This is a genomic window from Paraglaciecola algarum (assembly GCF_021532655.1).
GTDB lineage: Bacteria > Pseudomonadota > Gammaproteobacteria > Enterobacterales > Alteromonadaceae > Paraglaciecola > Paraglaciecola algarum.
Map to the genome: position 1 here is coordinate 446,600 of NZ_JAKGAS010000003.1, position 25,497 is coordinate 472,096.

General features: G+C 37.9%; 22 protein-coding genes and 1 tRNA gene. 9 read left to right on the plus strand and 14 right to left on the minus strand.

Annotation, left to right across the window (positions count from 1 at the left end; genetic code table 11):
• Nucleotides 1-5 precede the first annotated feature (5 nt).
• On the minus strand, nt 6-800 hold the full coding sequence (locus L0668_RS08145) for a DUF432 domain-containing protein (protein WP_235311646.1): 795 nt from the start codon (nt 798-800) through the stop codon (nt 6-8).
• A 362-nt stretch (nt 801-1,162) separates the two neighbouring features.
• Here L0668_RS08145 and L0668_RS08150 point away from each other — a divergent pair, with 362 nt between their 5' ends.
• Nucleotides 1,163-1,444, plus strand: coding sequence for a GIY-YIG nuclease family protein (locus tag L0668_RS08150; protein WP_349815634.1), 282 nt, complete (start codon nt 1,163-1,165; stop codon nt 1,442-1,444).
• Between the two features lies 1 nt (nt 1,445).
• Nucleotides 1,446-4,340, plus strand: coding sequence for a bifunctional [glutamate--ammonia ligase]-adenylyl-L-tyrosine phosphorylase/[glutamate--ammonia-ligase] adenylyltransferase (gene glnE / locus L0668_RS08155; protein WP_235311647.1), 2,895 nt, complete (start codon nt 1,446-1,448; stop codon nt 4,338-4,340).
• Nucleotides 4,341-4,367: 27 nt separating this feature from the next.
• Here the strand turns inward: glnE and L0668_RS08160 are convergent, their stop codons facing one another.
• Together L0668_RS08160 and lpxL are read right to left on the minus strand one after the other, a co-directional pair.
• Nucleotides 4,368-4,955, minus strand: coding sequence for a toxin co-regulated pilus biosynthesis Q family protein (locus L0668_RS08160; RefSeq protein ID WP_235311648.1), 588 nt, complete (start codon nt 4,953-4,955; stop codon nt 4,368-4,370).
• A gap of 56 nt (nt 4,956-5,011) precedes the next feature.
• A complete protein-coding gene (gene lpxL, locus L0668_RS08165; RefSeq protein ID WP_235311649.1) occupies nt 5,012-5,944 on the minus strand; it encodes an LpxL/LpxP family Kdo(2)-lipid IV(A) lauroyl/palmitoleoyl acyltransferase in 933 nt (310 codons plus the stop codon).
• A gap of 339 nt (nt 5,945-6,283) precedes the next feature.
• On the opposite strand from lpxL, the gene L0668_RS08170 reads away from it, so the two are divergent.
• Nucleotides 6,284-8,215: a putative bifunctional diguanylate cyclase/phosphodiesterase gene (locus L0668_RS08170; protein ID WP_235311651.1), complete on the plus strand. Its 1,932-nt coding sequence runs from the start codon at nt 6,284-6,286 to the stop codon at nt 8,213-8,215.
• A 22-nt stretch (nt 8,216-8,237) separates the two neighbouring features.
• Entirely contained in the window at nt 8,238-8,813 is a 576-nt protein-coding gene (locus tag L0668_RS08175) for a thymidine kinase (RefSeq protein WP_235311652.1), read from the plus strand.
• 55 nt (nt 8,814-8,868) lie between these two features.
• Here L0668_RS08175 and L0668_RS08180 read toward each other — a convergent pair whose 3' ends face one another.
• The 5 genes from L0668_RS08180 to L0668_RS08200 form a co-directional block, all read right to left on the minus strand.
• Nucleotides 8,869-9,447, minus strand: a complete 579-nt coding sequence (locus L0668_RS08180; RefSeq protein WP_235311654.1) for a DUF3718 domain-containing protein — start codon at nt 9,445-9,447, stop codon at nt 8,869-8,871.
• A gap of 435 nt (nt 9,448-9,882) precedes the next feature.
• A complete protein-coding gene (gene ilvN, locus L0668_RS08185) occupies nt 9,883-10,380 on the minus strand; it encodes an acetolactate synthase small subunit (RefSeq protein ID WP_235311656.1) in 498 nt (165 codons plus the stop codon).
• A complete protein-coding gene (locus L0668_RS08190; protein ID WP_235311658.1) occupies nt 10,380-12,098 on the minus strand; it encodes an acetolactate synthase 3 large subunit in 1,719 nt (572 codons plus the stop codon). The genes ilvN and L0668_RS08190 overlap by 1 nt, the downstream gene beginning before the upstream one ends.
• A 215-nt stretch (nt 12,099-12,313) precedes the next feature.
• Nucleotides 12,314-12,685 carry a MaoP family protein gene (locus L0668_RS08195; protein WP_235311660.1) on the minus strand — a complete coding sequence of 124 codons (372 nt, stop codon included), beginning with the start codon at nt 12,683-12,685 and terminating at the stop codon, nt 12,314-12,316.
• 161 nt (nt 12,686-12,846) lie between these two features.
• Entirely contained in the window at nt 12,847-13,362 is a 516-nt protein-coding gene (locus L0668_RS08200) for a DUF4442 domain-containing protein (RefSeq protein WP_235311662.1), read from the minus strand.
• 517 nt (nt 13,363-13,879) lie between these two features.
• Between L0668_RS08200 and L0668_RS08205 the strand changes: the two genes are divergently transcribed.
• Nucleotides 13,880-14,605, plus strand: a complete 726-nt coding sequence (locus L0668_RS08205) for a hypothetical protein (protein ID WP_235311664.1) — start codon at nt 13,880-13,882, stop codon at nt 14,603-14,605.
• A gap of 72 nt (nt 14,606-14,677) precedes the next feature.
• On the opposite strand, the gene L0668_RS08210 is transcribed toward L0668_RS08205, so the two are convergent.
• The 4 genes from L0668_RS08210 to orn form a co-directional block, all read right to left on the minus strand.
• Entirely contained in the window at nt 14,678-16,252 is a 1,575-nt protein-coding gene (locus L0668_RS08210; RefSeq protein WP_235311665.1) for a tetratricopeptide repeat-containing sulfotransferase family protein, read from the minus strand.
• A gap of 54 nt (nt 16,253-16,306) precedes the next feature.
• Nucleotides 16,307-18,796 (minus strand): TonB-dependent receptor, encoded by a 2,490-nt coding sequence (locus tag L0668_RS08215; protein ID WP_235311667.1) that lies wholly within the window; start codon nt 18,794-18,796, stop codon nt 16,307-16,309.
• Nucleotides 18,797-19,132: 336 nt separating this feature from the next.
• Nucleotides 19,133-19,207: transfer RNA gene (locus L0668_RS08220), tRNA-Gly, on the minus strand.
• A gap of 290 nt (nt 19,208-19,497) precedes the next feature.
• The gene (orn, locus tag L0668_RS08225; RefSeq protein WP_235311669.1) at nt 19,498-20,043 is read right to left on the minus strand and encodes an oligoribonuclease; all 546 of its coding nucleotides are present in this window, start codon (nt 20,041-20,043) and stop codon (nt 19,498-19,500) included.
• A gap of 157 nt (nt 20,044-20,200) precedes the next feature.
• Between orn and rsgA the strand changes: the two genes are divergently transcribed.
• From rsgA to L0668_RS08245, 4 genes are all read left to right on the plus strand, one after another.
• Nucleotides 20,201-21,238, plus strand: a complete 1,038-nt coding sequence (gene rsgA, locus L0668_RS08230) for a small ribosomal subunit biogenesis GTPase RsgA (protein ID WP_235311670.1) — start codon at nt 20,201-20,203, stop codon at nt 21,236-21,238.
• Nucleotides 21,239-21,382: 144 nt separating this feature from the next.
• On the plus strand, nt 21,383-22,243 hold the full coding sequence (asd, locus tag L0668_RS08235; protein WP_235311672.1) for an archaetidylserine decarboxylase: 861 nt from the start codon (nt 21,383-21,385) through the stop codon (nt 22,241-22,243).
• A 4-nt stretch (nt 22,244-22,247) separates the two neighbouring features.
• Complete coding sequence (locus L0668_RS08240) at nt 22,248-23,114, plus strand: DMT family transporter (RefSeq protein ID WP_235311675.1); 867 nt, start codon at nt 22,248-22,250, stop codon at nt 23,112-23,114.
• A 25-nt stretch (nt 23,115-23,139) separates the two neighbouring features.
• Complete coding sequence (locus L0668_RS08245; protein WP_235311677.1) at nt 23,140-23,835, plus strand: glycerophosphodiester phosphodiesterase; 696 nt, start codon at nt 23,140-23,142, stop codon at nt 23,833-23,835.
• Between the two features lie 141 nt (nt 23,836-23,976).
• Here the strand turns inward: L0668_RS08245 and L0668_RS08250 are convergent, their stop codons facing one another.
• Entirely contained in the window at nt 23,977-24,396 is a 420-nt protein-coding gene (locus L0668_RS08250; protein WP_235311714.1) for a MerC domain-containing protein, read from the minus strand.
• Between the two features lie 170 nt (nt 24,397-24,566).
• On the minus strand, nt 24,567-25,496 hold the full coding sequence (locus L0668_RS08255; RefSeq protein ID WP_235311678.1) for a DUF808 domain-containing protein: 930 nt from the start codon (nt 25,494-25,496) through the stop codon (nt 24,567-24,569).
• Nucleotide 25,497: the final 1 nt, after the last annotated feature.

The following is a 25,497-nucleotide window of genomic DNA, read 5'->3' on the forward strand; positions in this document are numbered from 1 at the left end:
ACTTTCTAAGCTAACAAACTCTTAATCGACTTGACCAATTGATGTTGGTTAGATTTTTCTCTTGCCATTGATATCACCTTATTATCCTTAACCATATGTTGAGGTAGATGATGACTAAGTTGCAAAACCGCTTTATCAGAATCATCATGCCGAGTGATCTCTACTTTTTGCGTCCAAAACTGCTGCTCGTCGTCTACATATAAATTTAATAACAGAGCCGGAAGATTAATTCTGTCTATGGTCAAAACGTCTAGGTGTTCATTTTTGATTAATATAGGTGTAATTGCTCGGTGACAACGTTTTTCTATTTGTGACAAGTCAATTCGAGCATCGGTAAATTTGGCGTAACACAATTCACCGTGCATAGTCGACGAGCCAAACCAAGAGTCAGATGGGCGCCAAAAAGGTATATCCACCATAGAAGTATGACTTTCTCTAATATTGACTGAAAACCACAAAGGCGAGCTGATGTACAACTCAACGTGTTCACCCGGCAAGACGTTTAATGAGGTCGCTGGCCTAGCAACGATGGACCTATCCGCTAATTTAGGTTGGACTTTTAGACTGTCCGTGGTGTGGGTGACTAGATGTCTTGAATAAGGCACATCTTGTAGCGTTTTGGTTGTTTTTAATGATGAGGTAACAATTTGTGCATGACTTTCTGTATTAACCTCTTTATTCCAAATAATCCACTCTTTATCTAAACGCTGGATAGCTATTTTTCTATCACCAACACTCCAAACTTTAATATCGTTTAAGCCAAAGGCAACGTCTCCCCACCACTGTGTATTTTTAGCCATACCGACTCCGAAAAACTAAATAAACTGAAGTTTGTCTAACGCTAACTGCCGTTTAATCATAGCCAGTGTTAACTTTACTCCACATTAAATCCACAAATATTGTGGCGCTTTATTGCGTTACTGAACACAACCCCAATCCATAGAAAAGGATAAACAGCCTAAGAAGGTAAACAGTTACAAGGCGGCTCCTATAAAAGGCCCCTATACACTTTTACCAATTTGCTCTCTCAATAAGATTGACTTATAACACGTAAACTTTAAGCTTCAAATGATAAATACCGAATCAAAGAGATAGTGATATTAAGCAAATAAAGTTCGATGCAACAACCGACATCAATAATAAGGCTAGTTGGTACGTATATATTATCGAAAATAGATTAGGCCAGTTTTATACGGGGATCTGTACCAATATAACAAGGCGTTTTGCTGAACACCAATCAAATGGCCCTAAATGCGCAAAAGCCCTAAAAGGTAAAGGGCCTTTAACCTTAAAATTTTTTAGCCAAGTTGACGATCATTCCCACGCATTAAAAACCGAAATTTGGATAAAAAAACAGTCTAAATCCAATAAAGTTAAATTAGTTGAAGGTCAGTTATCCGATACTTCACTTAAAAATATGTTGCACCTACAGGAGGTAAAATAGAATGCAAACCTCGCTTTCAAAAGAATTAGCAGAATTAGGCAAACAACGCTGGGATTGTTTAACTGAACATAAAGACTTTGATCCGCAATTCAACACCTATCAAAATCAAATTGAACAAGGTTTTGCACTGAGCGAATTTATTTTCGAACATTGCAGCATCAAAACCGACTGGTTACGCCAATTGTTGACTGAACAACAGCTATTTGCCGACACAATAGATTATGCGCATGAGCTAAATGAACGACTAACTCAAGTAACAGACGAAGTTTCTTTACATAAGGTACTACGTCAATTTAGAAATTATCATATGGTACGTATTGCCTGGCGAGATCTTCTTAACATGCAGACTATTGAAAGTTCTGTAGCACAAGTTTCTGAGCTGGCCGTACAATTGATCAATCAGTCTAATTACTGGTTGTATCAATCTCTCACCCCTAGGTTTGGCACTCCGCAAGGCGAACATGGCCCGCTACCTATGCTAATTCTAGGTATGGGGAAATTAGGTGGCAAGGAGCTAAACTTTTCTTCAGATATCGATCTTATTTTTACCTACGCCAATCAGGGGGATACCCAAGGTGGACGTAAATCAATCGAGCACCAACAGTTTTTTATTAAATTAGCCCAAAAACTGATTACCTCTTTAAATCAAATAACCGCTGATGGACAGGTATTTAGAGTAGACATGCGCTTACGGCCATTTGGTGAAAGTGGCCCCTTAGTCATGCATTTTGATGCCATGGAAGATTATTACCAAGAGCAAGGCCGTGATTGGGAAAGATATGCCATGTTAAAGGCGCGTATTCTTAACCCCCCTTGCGAATATACCCAAGAGTTAAGTCAAATACTTAGACCTTTTATCTATCGTCGTTATTTAGATTTTAGTGCGATAGAGTCACTCCGCACCATGAAACACATGATCCAACAAGAAGTCAGACGCCGTGGTTTAGTCAACAATATAAAATTAGGTCAAGGAGGCATTCGCGAAGCCGAATTTGTAGTACAAAGTTTGCAGCTAATTAATGGTGGTCGTGAATCCAGCTTACAAACACAAAGCTTACAAGCTGCTTTACTCGAACTGACGGCGCTGGATATCATCCCTAAACAAAGTGCTCAACAGATATTAAAAAGTTATTTATGGATGCGAAAAGTTGAACATTGCTTGCAACAATTTGCCGATAAACAGACTCAATTATTGCCGGACGATGAACTTGATCAAAGTCGCTTAAACACTATTTTAGGGTTCGATAATTATTCTGAATTTATGCAGACCTTGCAACATCATCATGATGCCATCCACCAGCAGTTTTTATTATTAGTGAAAGACGAAACCAATGACCAACAGCCATCGGCTGATAAATTAAATCAATCAGCTATGGAACTATGGCATCTAGATTTAGAGCAAGCTGAAGCGCAATTACTATTTATCCAGTTAGCTGAACAACACAAGATGACCTTATCAGTAGAAGAATTTACCGATGAGTTTTTTCAACTATATTCAACTTTCAAAGATAGCTTACAGAAAAAAAGAGTGGGTCAGCGGGGCTTAAGTATTTTAAATCAGTTAATGCCATTGGTGTTCAAACTAATTTGGTCATCCAATTCCCATAACCCAATTAAATTGCAAAATAGAATATTAACAGTTTTACAGGCGATTTTAGGACGCACAGCCTATTTACAACTGTTATGGGAAAACCAAGGCGCATTAGGTCAACTCATTAAGTTATGTGATGCAAGCCCTTGGGTGACAGAACAAATTTCTCGTTTTCCTTTGTTACTGGATGAATTGTTAAATCCAGTCACCTTGTATCAACCTATTGAAAAAGGCCAGTATAGTGATGAATTAAGACAGTCTTTGTTACGAGTTGAACCAGAAGATTTAGAGTTACAGATGGAAACATTGCGCCAATTTAAACTGACTCAGCAATTGAAGATTGCCGCAGCGGATATATCCAACGTTTTACCTGTGATGCAAATAAGCGATCATCTGACCTATTTAGCCGAAGCTATTATTCATCAAGTTGTGGATATTGCATGGCAACAAATGACTGACAAATATGGCTCTCCAACCTGCCAAATCCAAGGCCTTAGAAATATCCAAGACAAGGGTTTTGCTGTGATCGGGTATGGAAAAATGGGCGGCTGGGAACTAGGCTATGGCTCCGACTTAGATCTAGTATTTTTACATAATTGCCAAGGAAATGAGCTAACTGATGGTAATAAACCCATTGAGTCAGCTAATTTCTATTTCAAACTAGCTCAACGAATTTTACATATTTTTACCATCAAAACAGGTTTAGGCTGGTTATATGAGGTGGATATGCGCCTGCGGCCCTCAGGTAATGCAGGCTTGTTAGTGTGTCATATCAATGGCTATATTGAATACCAAAAAAGTGAAGCTTGGACATGGGAGCATCAAGCCTTGTGTCGAGCACGCTTTATTAGTGGTTGCGCAGATATACACAAAATATTTGTAGATTTACGCTTAGCTGTTTTATCCCTGCCTAGAAAAACATCTGAATTAACATCTGAAGTGACTGAAATGCGTGAAAAAATGCGTAACCATTTAGCCCAAGGTAACGAGTACAAATTAGATTTAAAACAAGATCAAGGTGGTGTGGCTGATATTGAGTTTTTAGTGCAGTTTATGTTGTTAGCACATACTAAAGAAAATCCGCAGATAGCTATCTGGACCGATAATTTTAGAGTATTAAAGGAGTTAGCTAAACTAAACATCATCACTGAAAATGAGTCAGATTTACTCATTCAAGCTTATTTAGAGTACCGAAAACACACACATAGACTTGCATTACAAAATGCAAAATTGATCAAAACAACACCTGAGTTAATTAGTCACCAAAAAAATGTCACCCGTATTTGGAATAAGTACTTAACCTGAAGTTAATTTGTCGTCTTGGCTCGTATGTTAACGGCGAGCCAAGGCACAATATTTTCTCAAATAATCCGTGTCTTTTTCTGTGATAACTAAAGAACGTTGTTTAGGGCACATATAAGCTTTTACTTCGCCATCAAAATTAGCATCGATAGCGGTGGCTATCATCCTCAAACTGCCAAGTATAGAATCATCTAATTGAAAGGTATGCTTAATAATAAAGTCTTGATCTAATTCCCAAATAACTTGCATGCCTTCCAACTCAGCATAATCAGTAATGGCACTGCGTAATGTACTACCTGATTTAAAAGAACGATGTTTATGTTCTCCTACCCAACGTCCTGATGTAGGTTTTTGTAATCTTTCCATCTTTCTTAAACGATTAGTCAATGGTTCCTGCGGCGTTGTCACGGGTAACACAAAATCTCCTAACTCCTCTACCAAAGGATCACGAGAGGTTAACTTATAGTCTGAGTAAAAATCACTCATATTTTCAGCAATAGATTTTGGTCCTTCCCCATCGGGACGAACCGTCGAGACTCGACTGTTTTGCAGATATAAAACAATCCCAGCTATCACCAAAATGACAATAGCTAATGACACATGTTTCATCCAAAACATTGAATTCGTTACCCTCTTATTTTTTGCCATAGGTTTACAATCAATTCCTCTGCATTCTAATCATAAAGTGAAGGTGCATTTTCATCAGGCCTAGTTTTGAACCTTTTATGCATCCATAAATACTGCTCTGGCGCTAACATGATCATCTTTTCTATCGTTTGATTAATTCGAGTCACATCATATTTATCGTCACCAGAAGGGAAATTCTCCAGTCCGGGTAGCACTTTAATTTTATATCCGGTCTCGGTTCTAATCGAAACTAAAAAAACCGTTTCACAATTTGCCTCTTTAGCAAACAACAGAGACCCCGTAGTAGTCGCTGTTTCTGGTACTGCAAAAAATGGGGTAAACTCACTTCTATTCCGTCCATAATCTTGATCGGGTAAATACATACATAATTCACCATCATTTAAAGCTTGAATCAAACCTTTAACATTGCGCTTATGGATCATGTATTTATTGGAACGGTTTCGCCCGTAGTACTGCATGTATTCCATCAAAGGATTGTTATGTTTACGATAAAAAACTACTGAAGGTATTTTATTACCAGCCACTCGACATGAAAACTCCAAGTTCATATTGTGAATAGCATAAGCAAGCACCCCTTTCCCTTTTGCCTGTATTGCCTCTATAATTTCATATCCATCGTACTCAGCTTTTCTTTTTACTCGCCAATCTGGCCACCACCACCCCATACTTGCCTCAAGGATCGCTAAACCTGCGTTATTTAAATTTTGTTTTAGAATATCGCTGCGCTGCTCTTGTGAGTAATCAGGAAAGCACAACTCTAAGTTTCGTTTAGCCACCAAATAGCGTTTTTTCGCCAATATTTTCAATATTTGACCGAGCAATTTAGCTAACAACAACTGCCCTTTATAGGGCAACCAAGAGATTGTGTACAAGACAAATATACTCAACCAAGTTAACCAATACTTGGGTAACAAAAATGCCATTTCAAATTTAGGTGCGACTACCTTTTTTTGCTGCAAAACTTAACCTTTTAGTAAAATTTGAGGTATTGTAATCTAGTCTTTATTCTTAGTTAAACTGACCAGACAACAATTGTTGTTAATTAATTTATATGAAGAGAGGTTCATTATACTGGTTATACAAGGAATTTTTAGCTAATCTAAGTTTCTTAGGCCACAATTTTTTGTATCTTTTTTACATTATTTTTTTTCACGCTGAAAAGCTGATTAATTGCCTAAACAGAAAAACTGGTTAATTATGCCTTAAGGTAGTTTGTTATCACACACGACGATTCATTAAAACAGAAAATAAACTCTCATACAGCTCAATTGTTGTACGATAACAGCCTAATCGGCATCATGTTTAGCTCCTTAGCTAGCTCTGTTTTAACTTTTGTTTATGCCAGCGGCGTTCAAGGCAAGTTCACTTGGTGGATAGCCATTAGCCTAGTGATGATAGTTAGAGTTGTCGATTTAATAGAATGGCAATTTCGTAGTAGAAAAAATTTAAATAATGGCTTTTTCGGTATTGTCAGATTTGGAACAGGAGCTATTTTAACCGCCATCTTATGGTCAGTGCATACACTATTATTTATGCCTAGTATGGATGTAGCCGAGTTTTGTTTTAGCGCCATAGTATTATCGTCATTTGCAGCAGGAGCAATTCCATTATTATCTCCTAGTCGTTTTGTTTCCTTAAGTTATTGTCTAATCTTATCTTTGCCTGTTGGAATAATCTGTTTTATATCTGAACAAACATACCAGCAGTTTCTAGGTTACGTAATTTTACCCTCCTCACTTTTACTAATTCCATTGTGTTTTAAAACCGCAAAGTTCACCCAAAAAGCAATCCATCAAAATCATCAAAATGAACACTTAATAGCACAAATGACATTGGAGAAAAATCGTACAACAAAAAGTAACCATGAATTAAAAATTGCCTCTTCAAAGCTTGATAAATCAAACTCCGAGCTCGAACAAGAAATAAAAAAACGTACTGAACAAATCTTGCAAATGAGCAATATTGACTCACTAACTAAATTACTGAATCGAAAAGCTTTCACAATTAATCTCGAAAAACTCATCAATACAGCGCAATCTAAAAAGCATTCTTTAGCTCTATTATTTATTGATTTAAATGGCTTTAAAAAAATTAACGACACTATGGGCCATAAAGTGGGTGACAGTGTGTTAACTCAAGTCACTCAACGCATTGTTGCCTTTGCAGAAGTAAATCGGGTAGGCCGATGGGGAGGAGATGAGTTTTTAGTCGCCCTGCCCTACAGTGATGAAGATACAGCTATGTCAATTGCCAGTGCGATTATTACCAGTATTGATCAGCCTATTTATGTACATGGTAATGAACTTCATTTAACTGCCACAATTGGTGTTGCTTTGGCGCCTGTTCACAGCACGTCGGCGACTGAATTAATTCAACTTGCCGATCTAACTATGTGTGAGCAAAAGAGCACTTCCTTAAGTGCTCCTCGAATGTTTACTACTCATTTAAAAGAAAAAATTGAAGCGTCACAAAAAATCTTAGAAGGCCTTCAACATGCAATACAGTACAAACAATTATACCTATGTTACCAACCCATAGTCTCTGCTGATGAACACGTGCCTTGGGCATTTGAAGCACTATTAAGATGGGACTTTAATGGCACCTTTATAGGGCCTGATGTATTTATTCCACTTGCTGAAAAATCAGGGTTAATTAAAGAAATTGGTGCATGGGTACTTAATCGAGCCTGTATGGATGCAAAACATTGGCAACATTGTGCAGATGCAACTGTTTCGGTCAATGTTTCTGTGATTCAGTTAATGGACGATGGTTTTATTCGCCAACTGGACAATTGCTTACAAAGCAGTGCTTTACCTCCCCATAGATTACATATAGAGGTAACTGAATCCACATTTGCCGAAAATGAAAGCAAGGTGCTTTTTCAATTAGAACAAATTCGCCAACGTCACGTAAAAATATCCATTGATGATTTTGGCACAGGTTATTCCTCACTATCACAATTACAAACCTTGCCAGTCAACTACGTAAAGATAGACAAAACTTTTGTCGATAATATTAACGACAAGGGTGAAGCCATTATTCGTGCCACCCAATTTATAGCCCAAGAGCTTAACTGTAAAACTATTGCCGAGGGAGTAGAAAGTCTGGACCAAGCCAAAATGTTAGCCTCAATGGGAGTTGACTATTTACAAGGATATTACTTCGCTAAACCCATGAAAAACGATGACTTAATTATTTGGCAAAATCCTATCTCAAATTCATCAATATAAATACCGCAAACGAGAAAACCACATGGCCCAGCTTTATTTTTATTATTCTGCGATGAACGCAGGAAAATCGACGTCTTTATTACAATCTGCATACAATTATGCTGAACGAGGTATGCGCGCTGAAATATTTACCGCAGCACTAGATAATAGGTATGGTGAAGGAAAGGTCGCTTCGCGCATAGGTCTTGAAGCTAAAGCTCAGTTATTTACACCTCAAACAGATTTACTGTCAGCAGTAACACAACGATCTAGCGCAAAAAAAATAGACTGTTTATTTATCGACGAAGCCCAGTTTTTGACTAAACAGCAGGTTCAGCAACTTGTTGAACTGGTAGATGAATTAGACATTCCAGTATTAGCCTACGGCTTAAGAACTGACTTTTTAGGTGAAACCTTTGAGGGAAGCCGTTACTTAATGGCTTGGGCAGACAAATTAATAGAATTAAAAACCATTTGTCATTGTGGTAGAAAAGCCACTTTTGTAGTTAGGATTGATGAACATGGCACAGCCGCGAAAGAAGGTGAACAAGTAGAGGTGGGTGGTAACGACAGGTATGAATCTATGTGTCGAAAACATTTCAAAGATTTAGTTTGGTAAACAAAAAGCAGCCTATTGGCTGCTTTTCATTAATACTAGATACTAAAAGTATTAGTTATTGTGCAATAAAATCTAATACATCTGTTGCGTTATTTTTTTCAAAAAACTCAACCAAACTCACACCGTCACAAGAAATATTGTTTCCTTCAAGTGCAATACTAAGTACTTTTTTTCTTGACGAAGCTAGTGTACCAACCTTGTTATTAACCGCACGTTTAAACTGACCTAAATCATTGTTTAAAGCTGATTTACAAAAACTAGCATAATCATTGTCGCCAACAAATTTATATTTGCTAGAAGCTTGCTGTATAACAGGTGTAGCGCTTGCTTGATTACCCGTTAAATAGTTAACTGCTGCTGTTGAGCCGCGTACTTCAGCAAACTCAACTAAATTTTGACCAGAACATTGAAAATTATTCTCTTGATTCAACACATTTAACATTTTACGTTCACTATAACCAAACTCACGTGCAGTTTGAATCACACTCTTTTTCAACTGACCTGCATTATTGGTAGCAGCAGCTTCACATAATGGAGCATATTCAGTTTCACCAACAAATTTCATTCCCGCGTTAGCAGTAAAAGACAAACTGGCAGTACAAGCAACAACAACTGATATTAATAAAGTTTTCATAACAACACCTCGGTAGAGTAAATAAGAAAATGGGGAGTCAATTTGTTTAACTCGATGGACAAAGTGTAATTTAATTACAGAATTTAGTTGTTTTATTTACTGAGTGAACATCAAACAAATGTAAATGAGGTTAAATCATGAGCAACACAAATACCAAGGCGTTGTTTTTATTGGATAAATTAAAACCTATATTTCTTTTTAGAATAGAAGTAGAATAAATTACTATTAATAATAATGTAATTTAATTACATAAATTATTTGGAGAGGCTATTTGTTACACAAATGTGCTAATTTTTAACCCTATTTGAGTTTAATTTTCACGAAGACCGTTATAATGACCAAGAATTGCTTTAAGTTTTGAAATTAAATTACAGACATAAAAAAAGCCCCGTAGGGCTTTTATACAAGAACTAGTTTTGTTGTTAAGGGCTGGGGTTATAAGCGCAAAGCCTTTTCACCACGAGCTAGCCCACAAACACCTGAACGAGATACTTCAATGATCTCGGTACTTTGACTAATAGCATGGGCAAACCCATCAAGTTTGTCACTCGTACCTGTGACTTGAATTGTGTAATTAGCATTATCTACGTCAATAATTTGCGCTCTAAAGATATCAACATTACGTTTCACTTCTGCTCTTACAGATTCTGAGCGAGTTGCCACTTTAATTAACATAAGTTCACGTTCAACATGCACACCATCTGACAAATCAATTACCTTGATCACATCAATTAACTTATTCACCTGTTTAGTAATTTGTTCAATTACTTTGTCATCAGCTTCAGTAACAATCGTTAATCTAGATAAACTTTTATCATCAGTAGGTGCCACATTCAAAGAGTCAACGTTATAACCACGTTGTGAAAATACACCAACTAATCTAGATAATGCGCCAGGTTCGTTTTCCATTAATACAGATAAAATTCTTCTCATTAGGTACGCTCCGTCTTACTTAAACGCATATCGTCCATCGCACCATATTTAATCTGCATTGGGTACACATGTTCATTTTGATCTACTCGAATATCCATAAATACCAAACGATCTTTTTCTGCAAAGCAACGGGCCATCGCATCGTCTAACTCTTCTGGTTTGTCGACCCGAATACCAATATGACCGTAGGCTTCTGCCAGTTTTACGAAGTCTGGTAAAGAGTCCATATAAGAATGTGAATGACGACCTTTATAAATCATGTCTTGCCACTGACGGACCATACCTAGTGCACGGTTGTTAATTGAAATAATTTTCACTGGAATATTATATTGTAAACAAGTAGCTAACTCTTGAATATTCATTTGAATGCTGCCATCACCTGTTACACAAGCTACCACAGCATCTGGGTGAGCGATTTGTACACCCATAGCGGCTGGAAAACCGAAGCCCATCGTGCCAGCACCACCAGAATTTATCCAACGTCTAGGCTTAGCAAACGGATAATACAAGGCGGCAAACATTTGATGCTGGCCCACATCAGAGGTCACATATGCATCACCATTCGTGTGTTTGTATAAAGACTGCACCACTTCTTGCGGCTTTATTTGTTCTTTATCTAACTTATAGTCTAAACACTTAGTATTACGCCACTGAGTGATTTGCTCCCACCAATCGGCTAAACTTTGTTTTTGAGCAGATTTATCAAAACCTTTTAGCCTTTCAAAAAATTGTTCTAGAACCGTTTCTATAGATCCAACTACAGGAATATGGGCACTGACTGTTTTTGAGATCGATGTTGGATCAATATCAACATGTACAATCGTCGCATTAGGGCAAAACTTGGCTACGTTGTTCGTGACTCGGTCATCAAACCTAGCACCCAAAGCAATAATACAATCAGCATTATGCATAGTTTTATTGGCTTCAAAGGTGCCGTGCATACCTAACATGCCAACAAATTGTTCATGAATACCAGATACCGCACCTAGTCCCATAAGGGTAGATGTAACCGGACAACCCAATAATTCAGCAAATCGAGTCACCTCTTCGCTAGCCTCGCTCGCAATTACACCGCCACCAATATACAAAACAGGCTGTTTAGCTGCTTTGATAGTATCTATGGCTTTTTTGATTTGTTTGTTGTGCCCTTTAAGAGTCGGATTATAAGAGCGCATTTGCACTGACTCAGGAAACACATAAGGATGCTCTTCAAGGGGGTTAACAATATCTTTTGGTAAATCGATAACCACTGGGCCAGGGCGACCTGTGTTCGCAATATGATAAGCCTTAGCGATGGCTGCAGGAATATCCACTGCTCGCTTTACTAAAAAGCTATGTTTAACGATAGGGCGAGAACAACCGATCATATCTGTTTCTTGAAAAGCATCTTCGCCAATATGCATGGTAGGCACTTGACCAGACAAAACAACCATTGGAACTGAGTCCATATAAGCGGTAGCAATACCAGTAATAGTGTTAGTTGCACCAGGACCTGAGGTCACTAGCACTGTTCCTGTATTACCAGTTGAGCGCGCATAACCGTCTGCCATATGCGCAGCTGCTTGCTCGTGTCGTACTAAAATATGCTCTACATCATCTTGCACATATAGTGCATCGTAGATGTCTAAAACAGAACCACCCGGATACCCGAATACATGTTTTACGCCTACATCTTTTAACGCTCGCACAACCATTGCGGCGCCTGACATCATTTCCATTAGAAACTCTCCAGAAATTGGTGATTATTAAGTCGATGGCGGCACTATACTTGAGGGATTAGAAAGATTAAACAGCAAAACACAAAAAAGCGAGACGCATATCCTAATACAGGGAAATATTAGGATGAAAACACTAAAAAGAATAGGGAATTCTAATCGATTTAGGATGTTTTACACAATATTAACAAAAATAGAATCAAGATTGGCTGGTTAACTTAATCTTCGTCTAGTTCAATTTCAATATCGTTGTCTTCATCTATCGAATCATCGTCTTCAAGCTCAGTGTGATGAGTGCCATAAATACTGCCTAATTTAGGTCGATTGATGCGTTTTTGATATTTAACCCAAGCTTTTTCGGCGGGAGTTTGAGGGTCTTTTTTTGCAAACGCAGCAGCTAACAATTCTTTATCGTCGTCGGTTTCAGGTGCAATAAGCCCATCTACCAAAGCAGCAATCAAACAACCAGATTGCACCAAAGCTTTACTTTCGTTAATTGAAAAATCCCCAGAGCGAGAAAAGCCATAAGGATAGTTTTTGGGGTCAGCAAACATCTGGTTAAGCAAAGTATCTCTATTAAGTTTTGCCATAATTATTCTCTCAATAGCAAATTGATAATATAAAGTGATTGAGCAAATTACAAATTGTCATGCTCTATCCTGTTTTATAATGCAAAATTGAGAAGTTTCAATGTAGTTTGCATGAATTTTTTATTATTTTAAGAATTAAAGAATTTTCACAAACAAAGCGATTAACTGCGTTTTTCTACCCAAGCCCAAAGCATTTCACAGATAACAGGCTCGATACCTGTTGAGTCAGTAACTTTTACGGCAACACTAACCTCGCCTCTATCAGTGGATTGCATTAACTTAATTTGCTCGTCAGTTAAACTTGCTACAGCCGTCATGTCGCCTGTAGCTCGTTTAATATATTGCAGATCCATACGTTTAATTAAGGGTAATTTGTCACCTGGCAGATTAATCCCCACAATAAAACCGGTACAAGACTCCGCTAACAAAGCTGTAGCAGCTGCATGCACACTACCAATATGGTTTTGCGCCTTGCGATAATTTTTTTGACGGTAGGTAACGGTTTTACCATCCGTATGTAACATCTCAATGCCTGTAGTACCTGCTAACTTCACTTTAAAGCGAAAGACTTTAGTAATTAACCAAGAACTTAACCAAGCTGGCCGGCGATTGGCAAAATCAACAAATTTTCGAAGAGGATTAATTGGATATTTTGACTGGGGTTTTAACTCGGACATACGCCCTCCTGGTTAGACCAGTTAATTGTGCAATTAAAACGCTAGTCATGCAACTTGAATATGTTTCAACGCAACTCTACCAAGGTTAAAGTAAATCAGATTTTATGTAGGCGTTATCCCCTATAACGCACTCTATTTTTGAGAGTTCACCTAAACATCAATACCTAAAAACAGTGTTTAATACTATCGTCATTAAATTATTAATCACTCAGTGAAAAGTGAAAGGAAGTAAACATTCTTAAACAATAATGTCTTGCTCAAAATCCACAGACCGTAGTTAGGTGGCACTCAGGTCGCCCAATTGAAAAGCTTAAGTGAATTAAATAGGTAGTTGAGTTAATTTAAATCAATTAGAAAATAATTAGTGTTTATTAGCAGTTTCTCTGACTCTGTACAGTAAAATTCCTACATTTTATTATGCAATCATATAAGGTAATAATATTGACCACCCCTCCCCTCTTCTTCTATACAATTTTTTTGGTTTCAATTAGAAACTTTAAACATAAGGAAAAAGGAAATGAGTGTTAAAAATCGTATTGCTCTATTAACTCTGGGCGCTGCTAGTTTTGGGAGTTTAGCAGATCCATTCGGTGAAAAAGTAAATTGCAGAGAAGAAGCTAAAGGTCAACAAAATATGTATGCTGGGGAAGCTACATGTAGTGCTCAATTAGTATATGTAAATCACTCTAAAAGTAGTCCAACTGCCAATCTATGTATGGAAACTGAAATTGTAGAAAAATGGATACCTATCAGTGAAGACGTTGCCGAATCATCTAACCCAGTAGTTGCGATTGGTAAACTACATCATTATAAAACTAAAGGCATAACAACAACTATGTCCGATGGTGTATGCACAATATTAAACGAATCTGATTGGATTACTTGTGCTGCGGAAGTTCCGTTTTCACATGTTGCCGATGTTTATGGAGAAGTCTGTGACTATAAGCCAGTCTCCTCAACTTCTTATTATGGCGAGCGAATTGGGATAAACGAGTATATCACTTCAATTGGCACGACGGGAGCGGCTGACTTTGACGGTCACATAGTATCAAGAGAGTTATGGATTAATGGAGTCGAATACGATTTCAATACGATTCAAAAATTTACAACCCAGAGTGGGGCTCAATTTGCGGTAAGAATAAGGGTCACTGACAATGATGGATACCAGACAGAAGATACTCAAACTATAAGAGCAATTGATTCATCTAATCATGATCCTTCAAGACCCAGAGATGTTAGGTAGCATTTTTTATATATCTTAATAATTCCCACTGAATTACTACTCCGTGGGACATAACTTTTTAATTCAATAAATTCATTCAAAAGGAATAGCGTGCTGCTTAAAGTATGCTTGTAATTCTAAGGTCGACTTTCGAAATTTTTGCCAACGCCCAATTGAGCGAGTATTAATTTTCTCGCGAACTTGTACCTTACTTGCAGTCGACACTGGCGCTTGATTATTTTCGACTTGTATACATTGAGGTTGCCAATCAAGTTTACAAAAATCAAGTAAACTCTTCACTTCTTCCTCTGGTTGTTTAACTAATTGCTCGTAATTCAACACTAAGAGGTTTTTGACATTTTTTTCAGACCAGGCTTGCCCTAGCCGGTAAAACTGCTGGTAGAACATACCGATATTTTGCAAGTCGTAGGCATAGGCATAATAAGGGCTATTAATCGAAAACAATTGCCTAAAATTGCCAATACAGGTGTCCATAGCATTACGTTGCACCCAAACAATTTTTGCATTAGGCAAAGCATCTAAGATCAAATTGATATAAAAAAAGTTAAATGGCAGTTTATCGACAAAACGTTCTGCTTGCCCTCTCACTGCTTTTGTTCGTTCAATATAACGCTCACCTAATTGGCGCATATCAATATTTTGTGCGGCGGTTAACGTCTCTACATCTAAGATTTTAGCAGAAGCCGTATTGGTTACTTCTTTGACAGCGACACCAAAGTCTTGCAACTCTCCACACGAGTCAACTTGAGTATGATTACTTAAAATACGCTCGACTAGAGTCGTACCCGAGCGCGGCATACCCACAACAAAAATAGGTGCGTGACTATCACTGCCCCTCGTTTTCGCTACTGGAGGTTGACGATTGGTATTTGGTTGTGATGCAGCAAAGAGTGCAACGTCTTGCGAAATATCGTAATTTAGACTGCATAATTTAGCCTGCTTAACTTGGTTTAATATTTGAAAAGCTTGCTCATATAAACCTAATGCTTCGTATTCTTTGGCTAAAGCATGGCCATAGTGTAAGCCGTCATCGGGGTGATCAATTTGACGACTTGCCACTTCTAAACGTTCAATATGATTGTTTTGTTGAGTAATGCCTCCTAGATCCGACAACGCAAAATGAGCTTGGGCGTAATTAGGTTTAAGTTTAATCGCCTGTTCAAAAGCCTCTCGAGCTTTTGCAAATAACCCAGCAAATTTACACGACACGGCAAAATTGTAATAAAACGCTGGATTGTTATTAGTAAGAGACAAAGCTTTTTCGAAATACTCTAGTGCTTGTATATGTGACCCAACACGACTTAATGCAACACCTAAAGTATCTAAAGTGAGAGGATTATTAACCTTTTCTACTGAGACCAAATTGGCATAACGCACAGCCTCAGTCTTTTTTCCTTGTAACGCATAACATTTACTAAGATGGGACAAATATTCTAAGCTTGAACTAATTTCTATAGCTTTATGTATCAGTGCTATGGCTTTTTGAATCTGCCCAACTTCTACATTTACCATACCTAATAAGAAATAACTGTCTGCATGTTGAGGCTCCTGCTGAATAATCTCCACACAGTAAGCATGTGCCTTAACATAATCTCGGTTATTTAATGCTTGTTGAGCTAATTGATGTAAATTCTGTATATTTTTCATTTTGTCACACAAAAAAAGAGGCACATTATGTGCCTCCTTGGTATAGCTCAGGCTTTATAATTCAAAGTCATAAGTAAATTTCAAGCCTACTTTACGAGGGGACAACAAATAATGCCCATAACTACGTAATATATCCACTCCATTACTATTTACATCGGGACTTACCGCTAAACCAATATCGCCTTTATTAGTCCTTGAAGACACAAAAGCATATTTATCGAACATATTATCTACGTAAAAAGTCACCGCCCAATTATCATCTGAAATAGAAGCACTTAAATTATTAAGACTATATCCACCTAGGACGTCTCCACTTTCTCGATTTCCAATTTGAGTAATCACATCACTTTGAGCAGTCAAACCGTACACTAGATCAAGCAGTTTCCCATCTAAAATTTCAGTCGTATATTTGAAACCAAATGAGAATTGGTGCTCTGGTGACCCCGGCAAACGATCACCGCTCATGGCGTCGATATCACCATCTCCATCAGCAGCCCCATCACCATCACCATTTCCAAACAGCCCTAATACGTTTTCTCTCAATTCTGCTTTAGTGAATGAATAGGTAGCATACATACTTAATTCATTACTAATAATTGCTCTACTAGATAGTTCTAACCCTTTTGAATTAGCTTTACCAGCATTAGTTGTAATCGGTTGAGATCCATTAAGAGTAGCACCAGCAACTTGAGCATCATCCCAATCCACGTTAAATATTGCAGCATTAAAATATAATTTGTTTCGTAACCACGAACTCTTAAAACCCAATTCATAATTAGTCGTCGTATCTGCATCAAATGTTTGTTCAAATGCTAATGCACAAACTTGTTGAGTATCAGGTGAAGCATTTGGATCACAAGCCCCAACACTATTAGCTCCACCAATTCTGAATCCTTCGCTTATGGTTGCATAACCTAAAACATCATTTGTAAACTGATAGCTAGTATTAAATTTAAGTAAACTACCACTATCTTCATCGGAAACATCTAATAAATTTAATATAACTTCATCACCGGTCCGAAAATCATCGTAACCATCTTCAACTGTTATAGACGTATATAATAATGGAAAGTCTACATCTGACTGAATGGCAACTTCATATTCATAAAACCTTGCGCCTAATGTAAAGTTAAGCTTGTCATTAAATTGATAACTTAATTCACCAAATAAGGCTTTTTCAGAAGAGTCTATGAAATCTACCGAGTAATACTCAAGTGAATCAGGACGCAAATTACCGCCAGTCTCCCAAACATTGACCACGTATTCGTCAAAACCCGGAGTAAACTCCTTACTAATACCTTCGGATTCCACTTTGTAATAATAGCCACCTATAATCCAAGATAAATCAGTATCACTTTGCGAAACTAAGCGCAACTCTTGGGTAAATATATCAATCTTATCTAGTTCACGAGTAAAAGACGAAAAGGCAGGGAATTCTTCATAACTATAGTCTAACCCGATAAGTAAATCAGTTTGATCACGCTGACCATCGGCCTCGTATCCAGACTGGCCCGTTGCAGAAACCAGTTCTGCAAATCCCAGATCAGCCTTTATTTCTAGGCTAAGCAACGAATCTTCTTTTTCACGAGGTTCTTCATAACGATAGGCTGATTCATATTTACCAACTAAACCAGATAAAGGATTAGTGTCAGCTAAAGAACCATAATGAGAAATAGATCGTCCTTCAACGTCTTGGTTTTGATAAAAGTATGACAAAGTTGCATCAAAAGAATCAGTAGGTTTCCAACGTAAAGCGACTTTTGCAGTAAGGGTATCTTCACCGTTTACATCTTCTACTCGACGAATATTTTGATCGACATCATTTTGGTTTGACCAATCAGGATCCGGCAATGACACCCCACCTTCTTTCACAACATAATTGTAATCGATAAAGCCTGGATCATTTAATTTGTTTAAAGACATCCTTAAACCTAATACATCATCAATTAGCGGCGCATTAAATACAAACCCAGCCTCCCCACCTATAGAACTACTTTCAGATTGTGAAAACAAATCTCCGTAAATTTTTCCTTCAGTAAGATCTAACTCAACTTGCTTAGGAATATAACGAATCGCACCACCTAAAGTACCTGCACCATATAAAGTTCCTTGGGGGCCAATCAATACCTCTACACGTTCGATATCATTTAATCGCATATTTATAAATAGAGGGATTTCACCAACATAAGTTGCCACAGTCTCGCCATCAGAACCTGGTCCTGATGTATTGGTGTTCAAACCACGGACAATTATTGGGGAATCATTACGCCCACCTTGATCAACCACTGTCAACCCAGGAACCCAACGAGCAACATCTTCCAAATCTCCAATATTTTGTTCCGCTAACGTATCTGATGTTAAAGCAGTAATGTTCAAAGGGGCATCTTGCACAGTACCGGTGCGCCGTGTAGCGGTAATTTCAATTTTTTCAATTTGGTTATCTACCTTAGGTGCTGCTTGAGCGATAGATTTGGGTGTCAGTAATATTGAAGACATAGCCAAAGCAATAGCTGAATATTTGAATAATGTTTTATGTGTGTTCATTTATGATTCCAATAGGATGGTACAACTACGTTAAATAAAATGTTTTGCACATTCTATGCCCATAACTTTGAATTATCAGTACGAAAAGTGCAGCAAATTGTAACTAAAGTGCATAATTACCTAATTCTTATGCGAGTTTTTGCATTTAGTAATTGTCACAGTACTGAATTGGTTCAAAAATTCTATCTTAATTCCTTTAAATTTGGCTACACCACCAGCTAACGCACCAAAAAAGACACATAAAGCACCAATTTAGCGCACTGAAAAGCGCATAAATATTCAATAGTAGGTTAAATTGACAAAATTGAGTTGAAATTAATAATTGAAGGTAAATATTGGAGCGGGAAACGAGATTCGAACTCGCGACCCCAACCTTGGCAAGGTTGTGCTCTACCACTGAGCTATTCCCGCATAATGATGATGTACTACGTACACTTTTCATGGTCATTGCTCAGTTCCTGAGCTATTACAAAATACGTCCTGTATTTTGCCTTGCAGGCCATCTTTCAGATGTTCAAAATTGTTCCTGACAATTTTGTCCCGCATAATGATGATGTACTACGTACACTTTTCATGGTCATTCCGTTTTAAACAAGAGATGTCTAAAACGGAGGCGCATTTTACAAAAAATAATGTTGGTTGCAAGTACTAAATTATATTTTTTCAAATTTTATTTAAATATGTTTACGCTTTAACCAAATTTAGATGACAAACACATATTCACGGTAATACACCATTTCGGCGATGGACTCACGAATATCATCTAAAGCTAAATGCACGCCTTTTTTTGTAAAACCTTCTAACAATTCTGGTTTCCAACGGCGCACTAATTCTTTAATAGTGCTGACATCAATATTTCGATAATGAAAATACTCTTCAAGTTCTGGCATATATTTCACTAAGAAACGCCTATCTTGGCCAATAGTATTGCCGCAAAGCGGTGATACACCTTTAGGCACATATTGTTCTAAAAACTTAATGGTTTGTTGTACCGCCTGCTGTTCAGACACTTGGCTGGCTCGACAGCGAGCAGTTAGTCCAGACTTTCCATGTACGTCGATACACCACTGGCTCATATTATTTAATATGTCGTCACTTTGATGAATAGCTAACACTGGGCCTTCAGCCACAATATTAAGATTTTTATCCGTCACTATAGTGGCTATTTCCAACACAACATCAGTTTCTGGCTCAAGCCCGGTCATTTCCATGTCGATCCAAACTAAGTTTTCATTGTCTACAGACATTGTGGCTCCTAAGGCGTATAAAAAATTTTTGAGCATAATTATGCGATATGATTGATTCAATACGTTTTTATTCGAGCTTATTTTTCAATACTATTTGGTATAAAACGTTTCAAACGTTACCATGATACTAGAAACTCAACAGGCTCTATAGAAAAACGTGGCAAAAAAACCAAAACTTACCAAAAAACAGAAACGCCAAGTTTCAGTCAATCGCTCAAAACGCCTGTCAAAAAACACTGCTACCAGTGAAATGGAAGACAACCAATTTGCTGAACAACAATCGGGCCGTGTAATCGGCAGGTTTGGCAAACATGCCGACGTAGAAGATCAAGCGTCAATTATTCATAGATGCCACATGCGCCGCACTATTAGCAGCGTAGTGTGCGGTGACCAAGTATTGTTTCGCCCCGGTAAAGATCAATCATTAAGTATTAGTGGCATTATCGAAGCAGTAGAAGATAGAAAATCAGTACTGACCCGTCCAGATTTTTACGATGGAGTAAAGCCTGTTGCGGCCAACATTGATCAGATCATAATTGTTAGCTCTGTATTGCCTAGCTTGTCTCTAAACATTATTGACCGTTATTTAGTCGCCTCTGAAGATGTTGAAATCACACCTGTTATTCTGCTTAACAAAGTTGAATTGTTAACGGCCGAAGAGCGGGCTGAAGTAGAAGTGCAACTGAATATTTATCGAGATATTGGTTACCAAATAATTTACACCAGCTGTAAAACACTAACAGGTTTAGAACAACTTGCAGCTAGTTTAAAAGACAAAGTTAGTGTGTTTGTCGGTCAATCTGGTGTAGGTAAATCAAGTTTGATAAATGCCTTACTGCCAGAAGCGACAGATGAAATAATCGGTGATATTTCTGACAACTCAGGCCTCGGCCAACACACTACAACCACTGCTAAACTATTACATTTTCCTGCAGGCGGAGATTTAATTGACTCTCCAGGAGTACGTGAATTTGCCTTATGGCATTTGCCTACTGAAAGATTGACCAACGGATTTAAAGAGTTTAGAGATTATTTAGGTGGCTGTAAATTTAGAGACTGCAAACACGGTAATGATCCAGGGTGTTTATTAAAAGAGGCCGTAGAGCAAGGAAAGATTAGCCAACAACGTTATCAAAGTTACCATAAAATTTTATCTAACATGGATGAATTACGCCCTTCACATGCCAAACCCTAATGAGTTATTCGGTGAAATAACTAGTAGATATAAAGCACTAAAATTTTAACTAGCATATAGCTAGTTGGACTTAGCTTAACTCACACAAGTACTATTATTTAGGTACAATTCTTCTCGGTAAAATCGTAAATTAGGACACTCACTTTGTTAGATTCTTTGAAAATTGCATTGCAATATATTATGCCCAAACACCTGTTATCAAGATTGGTGGGTAAGTTGGCGGCAGCCGAAGCTGGTGTATTCACTACGGCATTAATTAAGTTATTTATAAAACAATACAAAGTTGATATGAGTGAAGCACTCAACTCAAATCCTGAATCTTATGCCTCGTTTAACGACTTTTTTACCCGTGAACTTAGTGCAGATGCCAGAACAATTTGCTCTGACGAAAAACAACTGGCTCATCCTGTTGATGGGGCAGTCAGTCAACTTGGAGACATCAAACATGATGCAATATTTCAAGCCAAAGGCCATGATTACAGCTTAACGTCTTTATTGGGTGGCAAACCTGAATTAGCCCAACCTTTTTTAAATGGCAAATTTGCTACTGTTTATTTATCTCCAAAAGATTACCACCGTATTCATATGCCAATTGATGGCCAATTAACTGACATGATTTATGTGCCAGGAGAATTATTTTCAGTAAGTCCATTAACCGCAGAGCGTGTTCCTGGGTTATTTGCTAGAAACGAAAGAGTGGTCGCAATATTTGACACAAAAGTCGGCAAATTCGCTATGGTGTTAGTAGGAGCAACAATTGTAGCCAGTATCGAAACCACTTGGGCAGGAACTGTCTCACCTCCTACAGGAAAAAATGTTCAACATTGGAGATATCCAACTTCTGGTGACAACTCAGTGTTCATCGAAAAAGGTCAAGAAATGGGCCGATTCAAATTAGGTTCAACTATAGTGGCGTGTTTTGAACCAAACGCCATTGAGTTAGCTGAATTAAGTGCTGGAGACGTAACACGCCTTGGCGACGTTTTTGCAACTGCATTGAATTAAGTTAGTGGATCCCGTTAAAAAAAGCCTGATATCTTTACACTTCACTGTTGTATTGTTAGGTGCCACTGGGCTATTTTCGAAAATTATTCCTTTGTCGGCTATTGATATTACATTCGGCCGTTCGATCATTGCCTGTATTATGCTGGTAGCGATAGTTAAAATAACTGGCCGAAGGTTATCTTTGTATAGTGCAAAGGACTACATGGTTGCGCTAGTACTAGGATTATTAATGACCGCACATTGGGTCACCTATTTTGCTGCAATGCAATACTCCAGTGTATCTGTGGGCATGATTGCCTTGTTTACTTTCCCGGTTATTACCGTATTACTCGAACCTTTTTTCGAAAAAATACGCTTAGTTTGGCAAGACTTGTTAAGTGCATTGATTGTTTTGTGTGGCATTGGTTTGCTCATTCCAGAGGTATCCCTAAGTAATGACACCACTTTAGGCATAATGATTGGCGTCGTATCGGCTATTTTGTACGCATTTCGTAACTTAATCCATCGTAAACACTTTTCCCATTATTCTGGTGCCCATGCCATGGCATATCAGACCTTAGTCATTTTTGTTTGTTTGAGTTTTTTCTCATCAGATCAACTATATGAAGCAGACCAACATACTTACATTTGGCTATTTGTTTTAGGTACAGCGCTCACCGCATTTCCTCATGCACTTATTGCCGCCAGTTTACGACACTTACGTGCTAAAACCTTCTCTTTAGTTGCCTGCATGCAACCCTTTTGGGGCACCATTATGGCCATTATTATCCTAAACGAACAACCTAATTGGCAAACATTATTAGGTGGAATAATGATAGTGTCTGCTGCAATATATGAAACTTACAACGCACAAAAATTACACGGTAAATAACGCCTGATAAAGGACAATAATCCTTATGTTAGTTTTCGCTCATAGGGGTGCAAGTGCAGATGCACCTGAAAACACCTTGCTCGCCATGCGCACAGCGGTAGCTCAACAGGCTGACGGAATTGAATTTGATGTGCAACAAATCGGCAATGAGCTAGTAGTATTTCACGACCGTGTATTATCAAGAACAACCAATGGCTCAGGTTTACTACAAGATCAAAGCATACAAGAATTACACAGGCTTGATGCAGGACAAGAACAAACCATACCTACCTTATGGCAAGTATTAGAGTTAATAGATGGCCAATGTTTGGTTAACATAGAAGTTAAAGGTCATGTAGAGCCACAGTTATTAGTTAGCTATATTCACCGTGCAAAGACAGAGCTCAACTTTAGGTTAGACCAATTTATAGTATCTTCCTTCAACCATCATTTTTTGCTGGAATTTAGTGCACTTGAACCAAATATTAAAATTGGCGCATTAACTGCCAGTAAGCCACTTACCTACGCAGCTTTTGCTGAAAAATTAAAGGCTTATTCTGTAAACATAGATATGAGTGTATTGGATCAAAAGTATATTGCAGATGCTAAAAACAGAGGCTTAAAAGTAATGGTTTATACGGTAGATAATGCAAGGGAGCTAATACAATTAAAAGAATGGGGAGTGGATGCAGTGTTTTGTAATGGGCCAAGAAAAGCTCTAATAACCTTAAACCAAATGTAACTATTCAGCTTATTCCCGTAATGGTTCAAATCTATGCCATATTGTTCAAACTCAAAGCAGAAGCGAGGAACGTACGAGTACTACTTGAGCATTTCGAACATAGAAGTTGAACTATGTGGCGACGAGCTGAATAATTACAACTTAGCTTTCTGAGCTAGCCCCACAGCCTGACTCTGATTCACAGCTTTGGCAACTTTTGCATAGTTTAAGATTGGTTAAATGGGCACCAATAATCAAAAATGCACCAATGGCAATAGTAAATGGCTCATATGATTCGCCAAAGATATCTTTATTCCAATAGATTAGGCCGCCTAACATCAGGCTATACAGAGGATATATTTGCCTATGGTAACGGTAAAACCCGATGAACAATGCCCAAAAACCAACTACCATAGACATAGACAAAATCGTTTTTTCAAACCAGTCTTGAGCAAAAAAGAGTGAACCCACAAAAGGCAATAATGGAATTAAAATAGGCAAAGACAGACAATGCAACGCACACAAACCCGAGGCAAAAATGCCTAGTTTGTCTAAGAACGTTTTATCTTCTGTGTTTTGCATAGCTTTATTTTGCACAAGCGTTACCTTAACCTAACGGAGCGTTATAGTATAACATTTCATTAAATTAGCAAGCAAAAACTGAAGTAATTATTTTAGGGACTTTTATTTATTTATTTATTTATTTATTTATTTATTTATTTATTTATTTATTTATTTATTTATTTATTTATTTATTTATTAAAAAGTTTTTTTCCAAACATAAATACACTCAACACTATTATCCCTGCAACCATGCCTATAAAACCATCCATTAAAATCGGCGCTACCATAGACACCACTGAAATAGATTCTACGCTATGCAAAACAGGTGCAACAAGATGATGAATAATAGGAATACTATGCACCACTATTCCGCCGCCCACCAAGAACATTGCTGCGGTTCCCACTATGGCTAAGGTCTTCATTAGTAACGGAGCGATAATTAACAAACTGCGACCAGCAAACCGATTAAAAGCTTGCATTGAGCCAGATAATGAACGCCTGAGCAAATACAAACCGGCATCATCTAGCTTAACTATCCCTGCTACCAAACCATAAACGCCTATTGTAATGGCTAGAGCTAATGCAGACACCACAGTCACTTGGGTCATAAAAGGTTCAGCTTGTACTGTACCTAAAACAATTACCACTATCTCGGCTGATAATATGAAATCTGTGCGTATTGCGCCTTTTATTTTGGCCTTTTCTAATGCCACTAAATTTACCTTTGGATCAGCCACAGCTTGCAGTTTTTGCTTGTGCTCGTTTTCTAACTCTTCTTTTGAATGCAAAAATTTATGAGCCAACTTCTCAACACCCTCAAAACATAAATACAAACCGCCGATTACCAACAGCACAGTGATCAGCCAAGGTAAAAATGCGCTGATTAACAAAGCTGAAGGCACTAAAATCAACTTATTTAAAAACGAACCTTTAGCGACTGCCCAAACCACAGGTAACTCTCGTTCGGCTCTGACGCCAGATACTTGCTCTGCGTTAAGGGCTAAATCATCACCTAACACCCCAGCGGTTTTCTTAGCAGCCACTTTAGACAGCACTGCCACATCATCTAATAAAACGGCTATGTCATCGAATAACGCCAATAAATTTGCAGCGGCCATG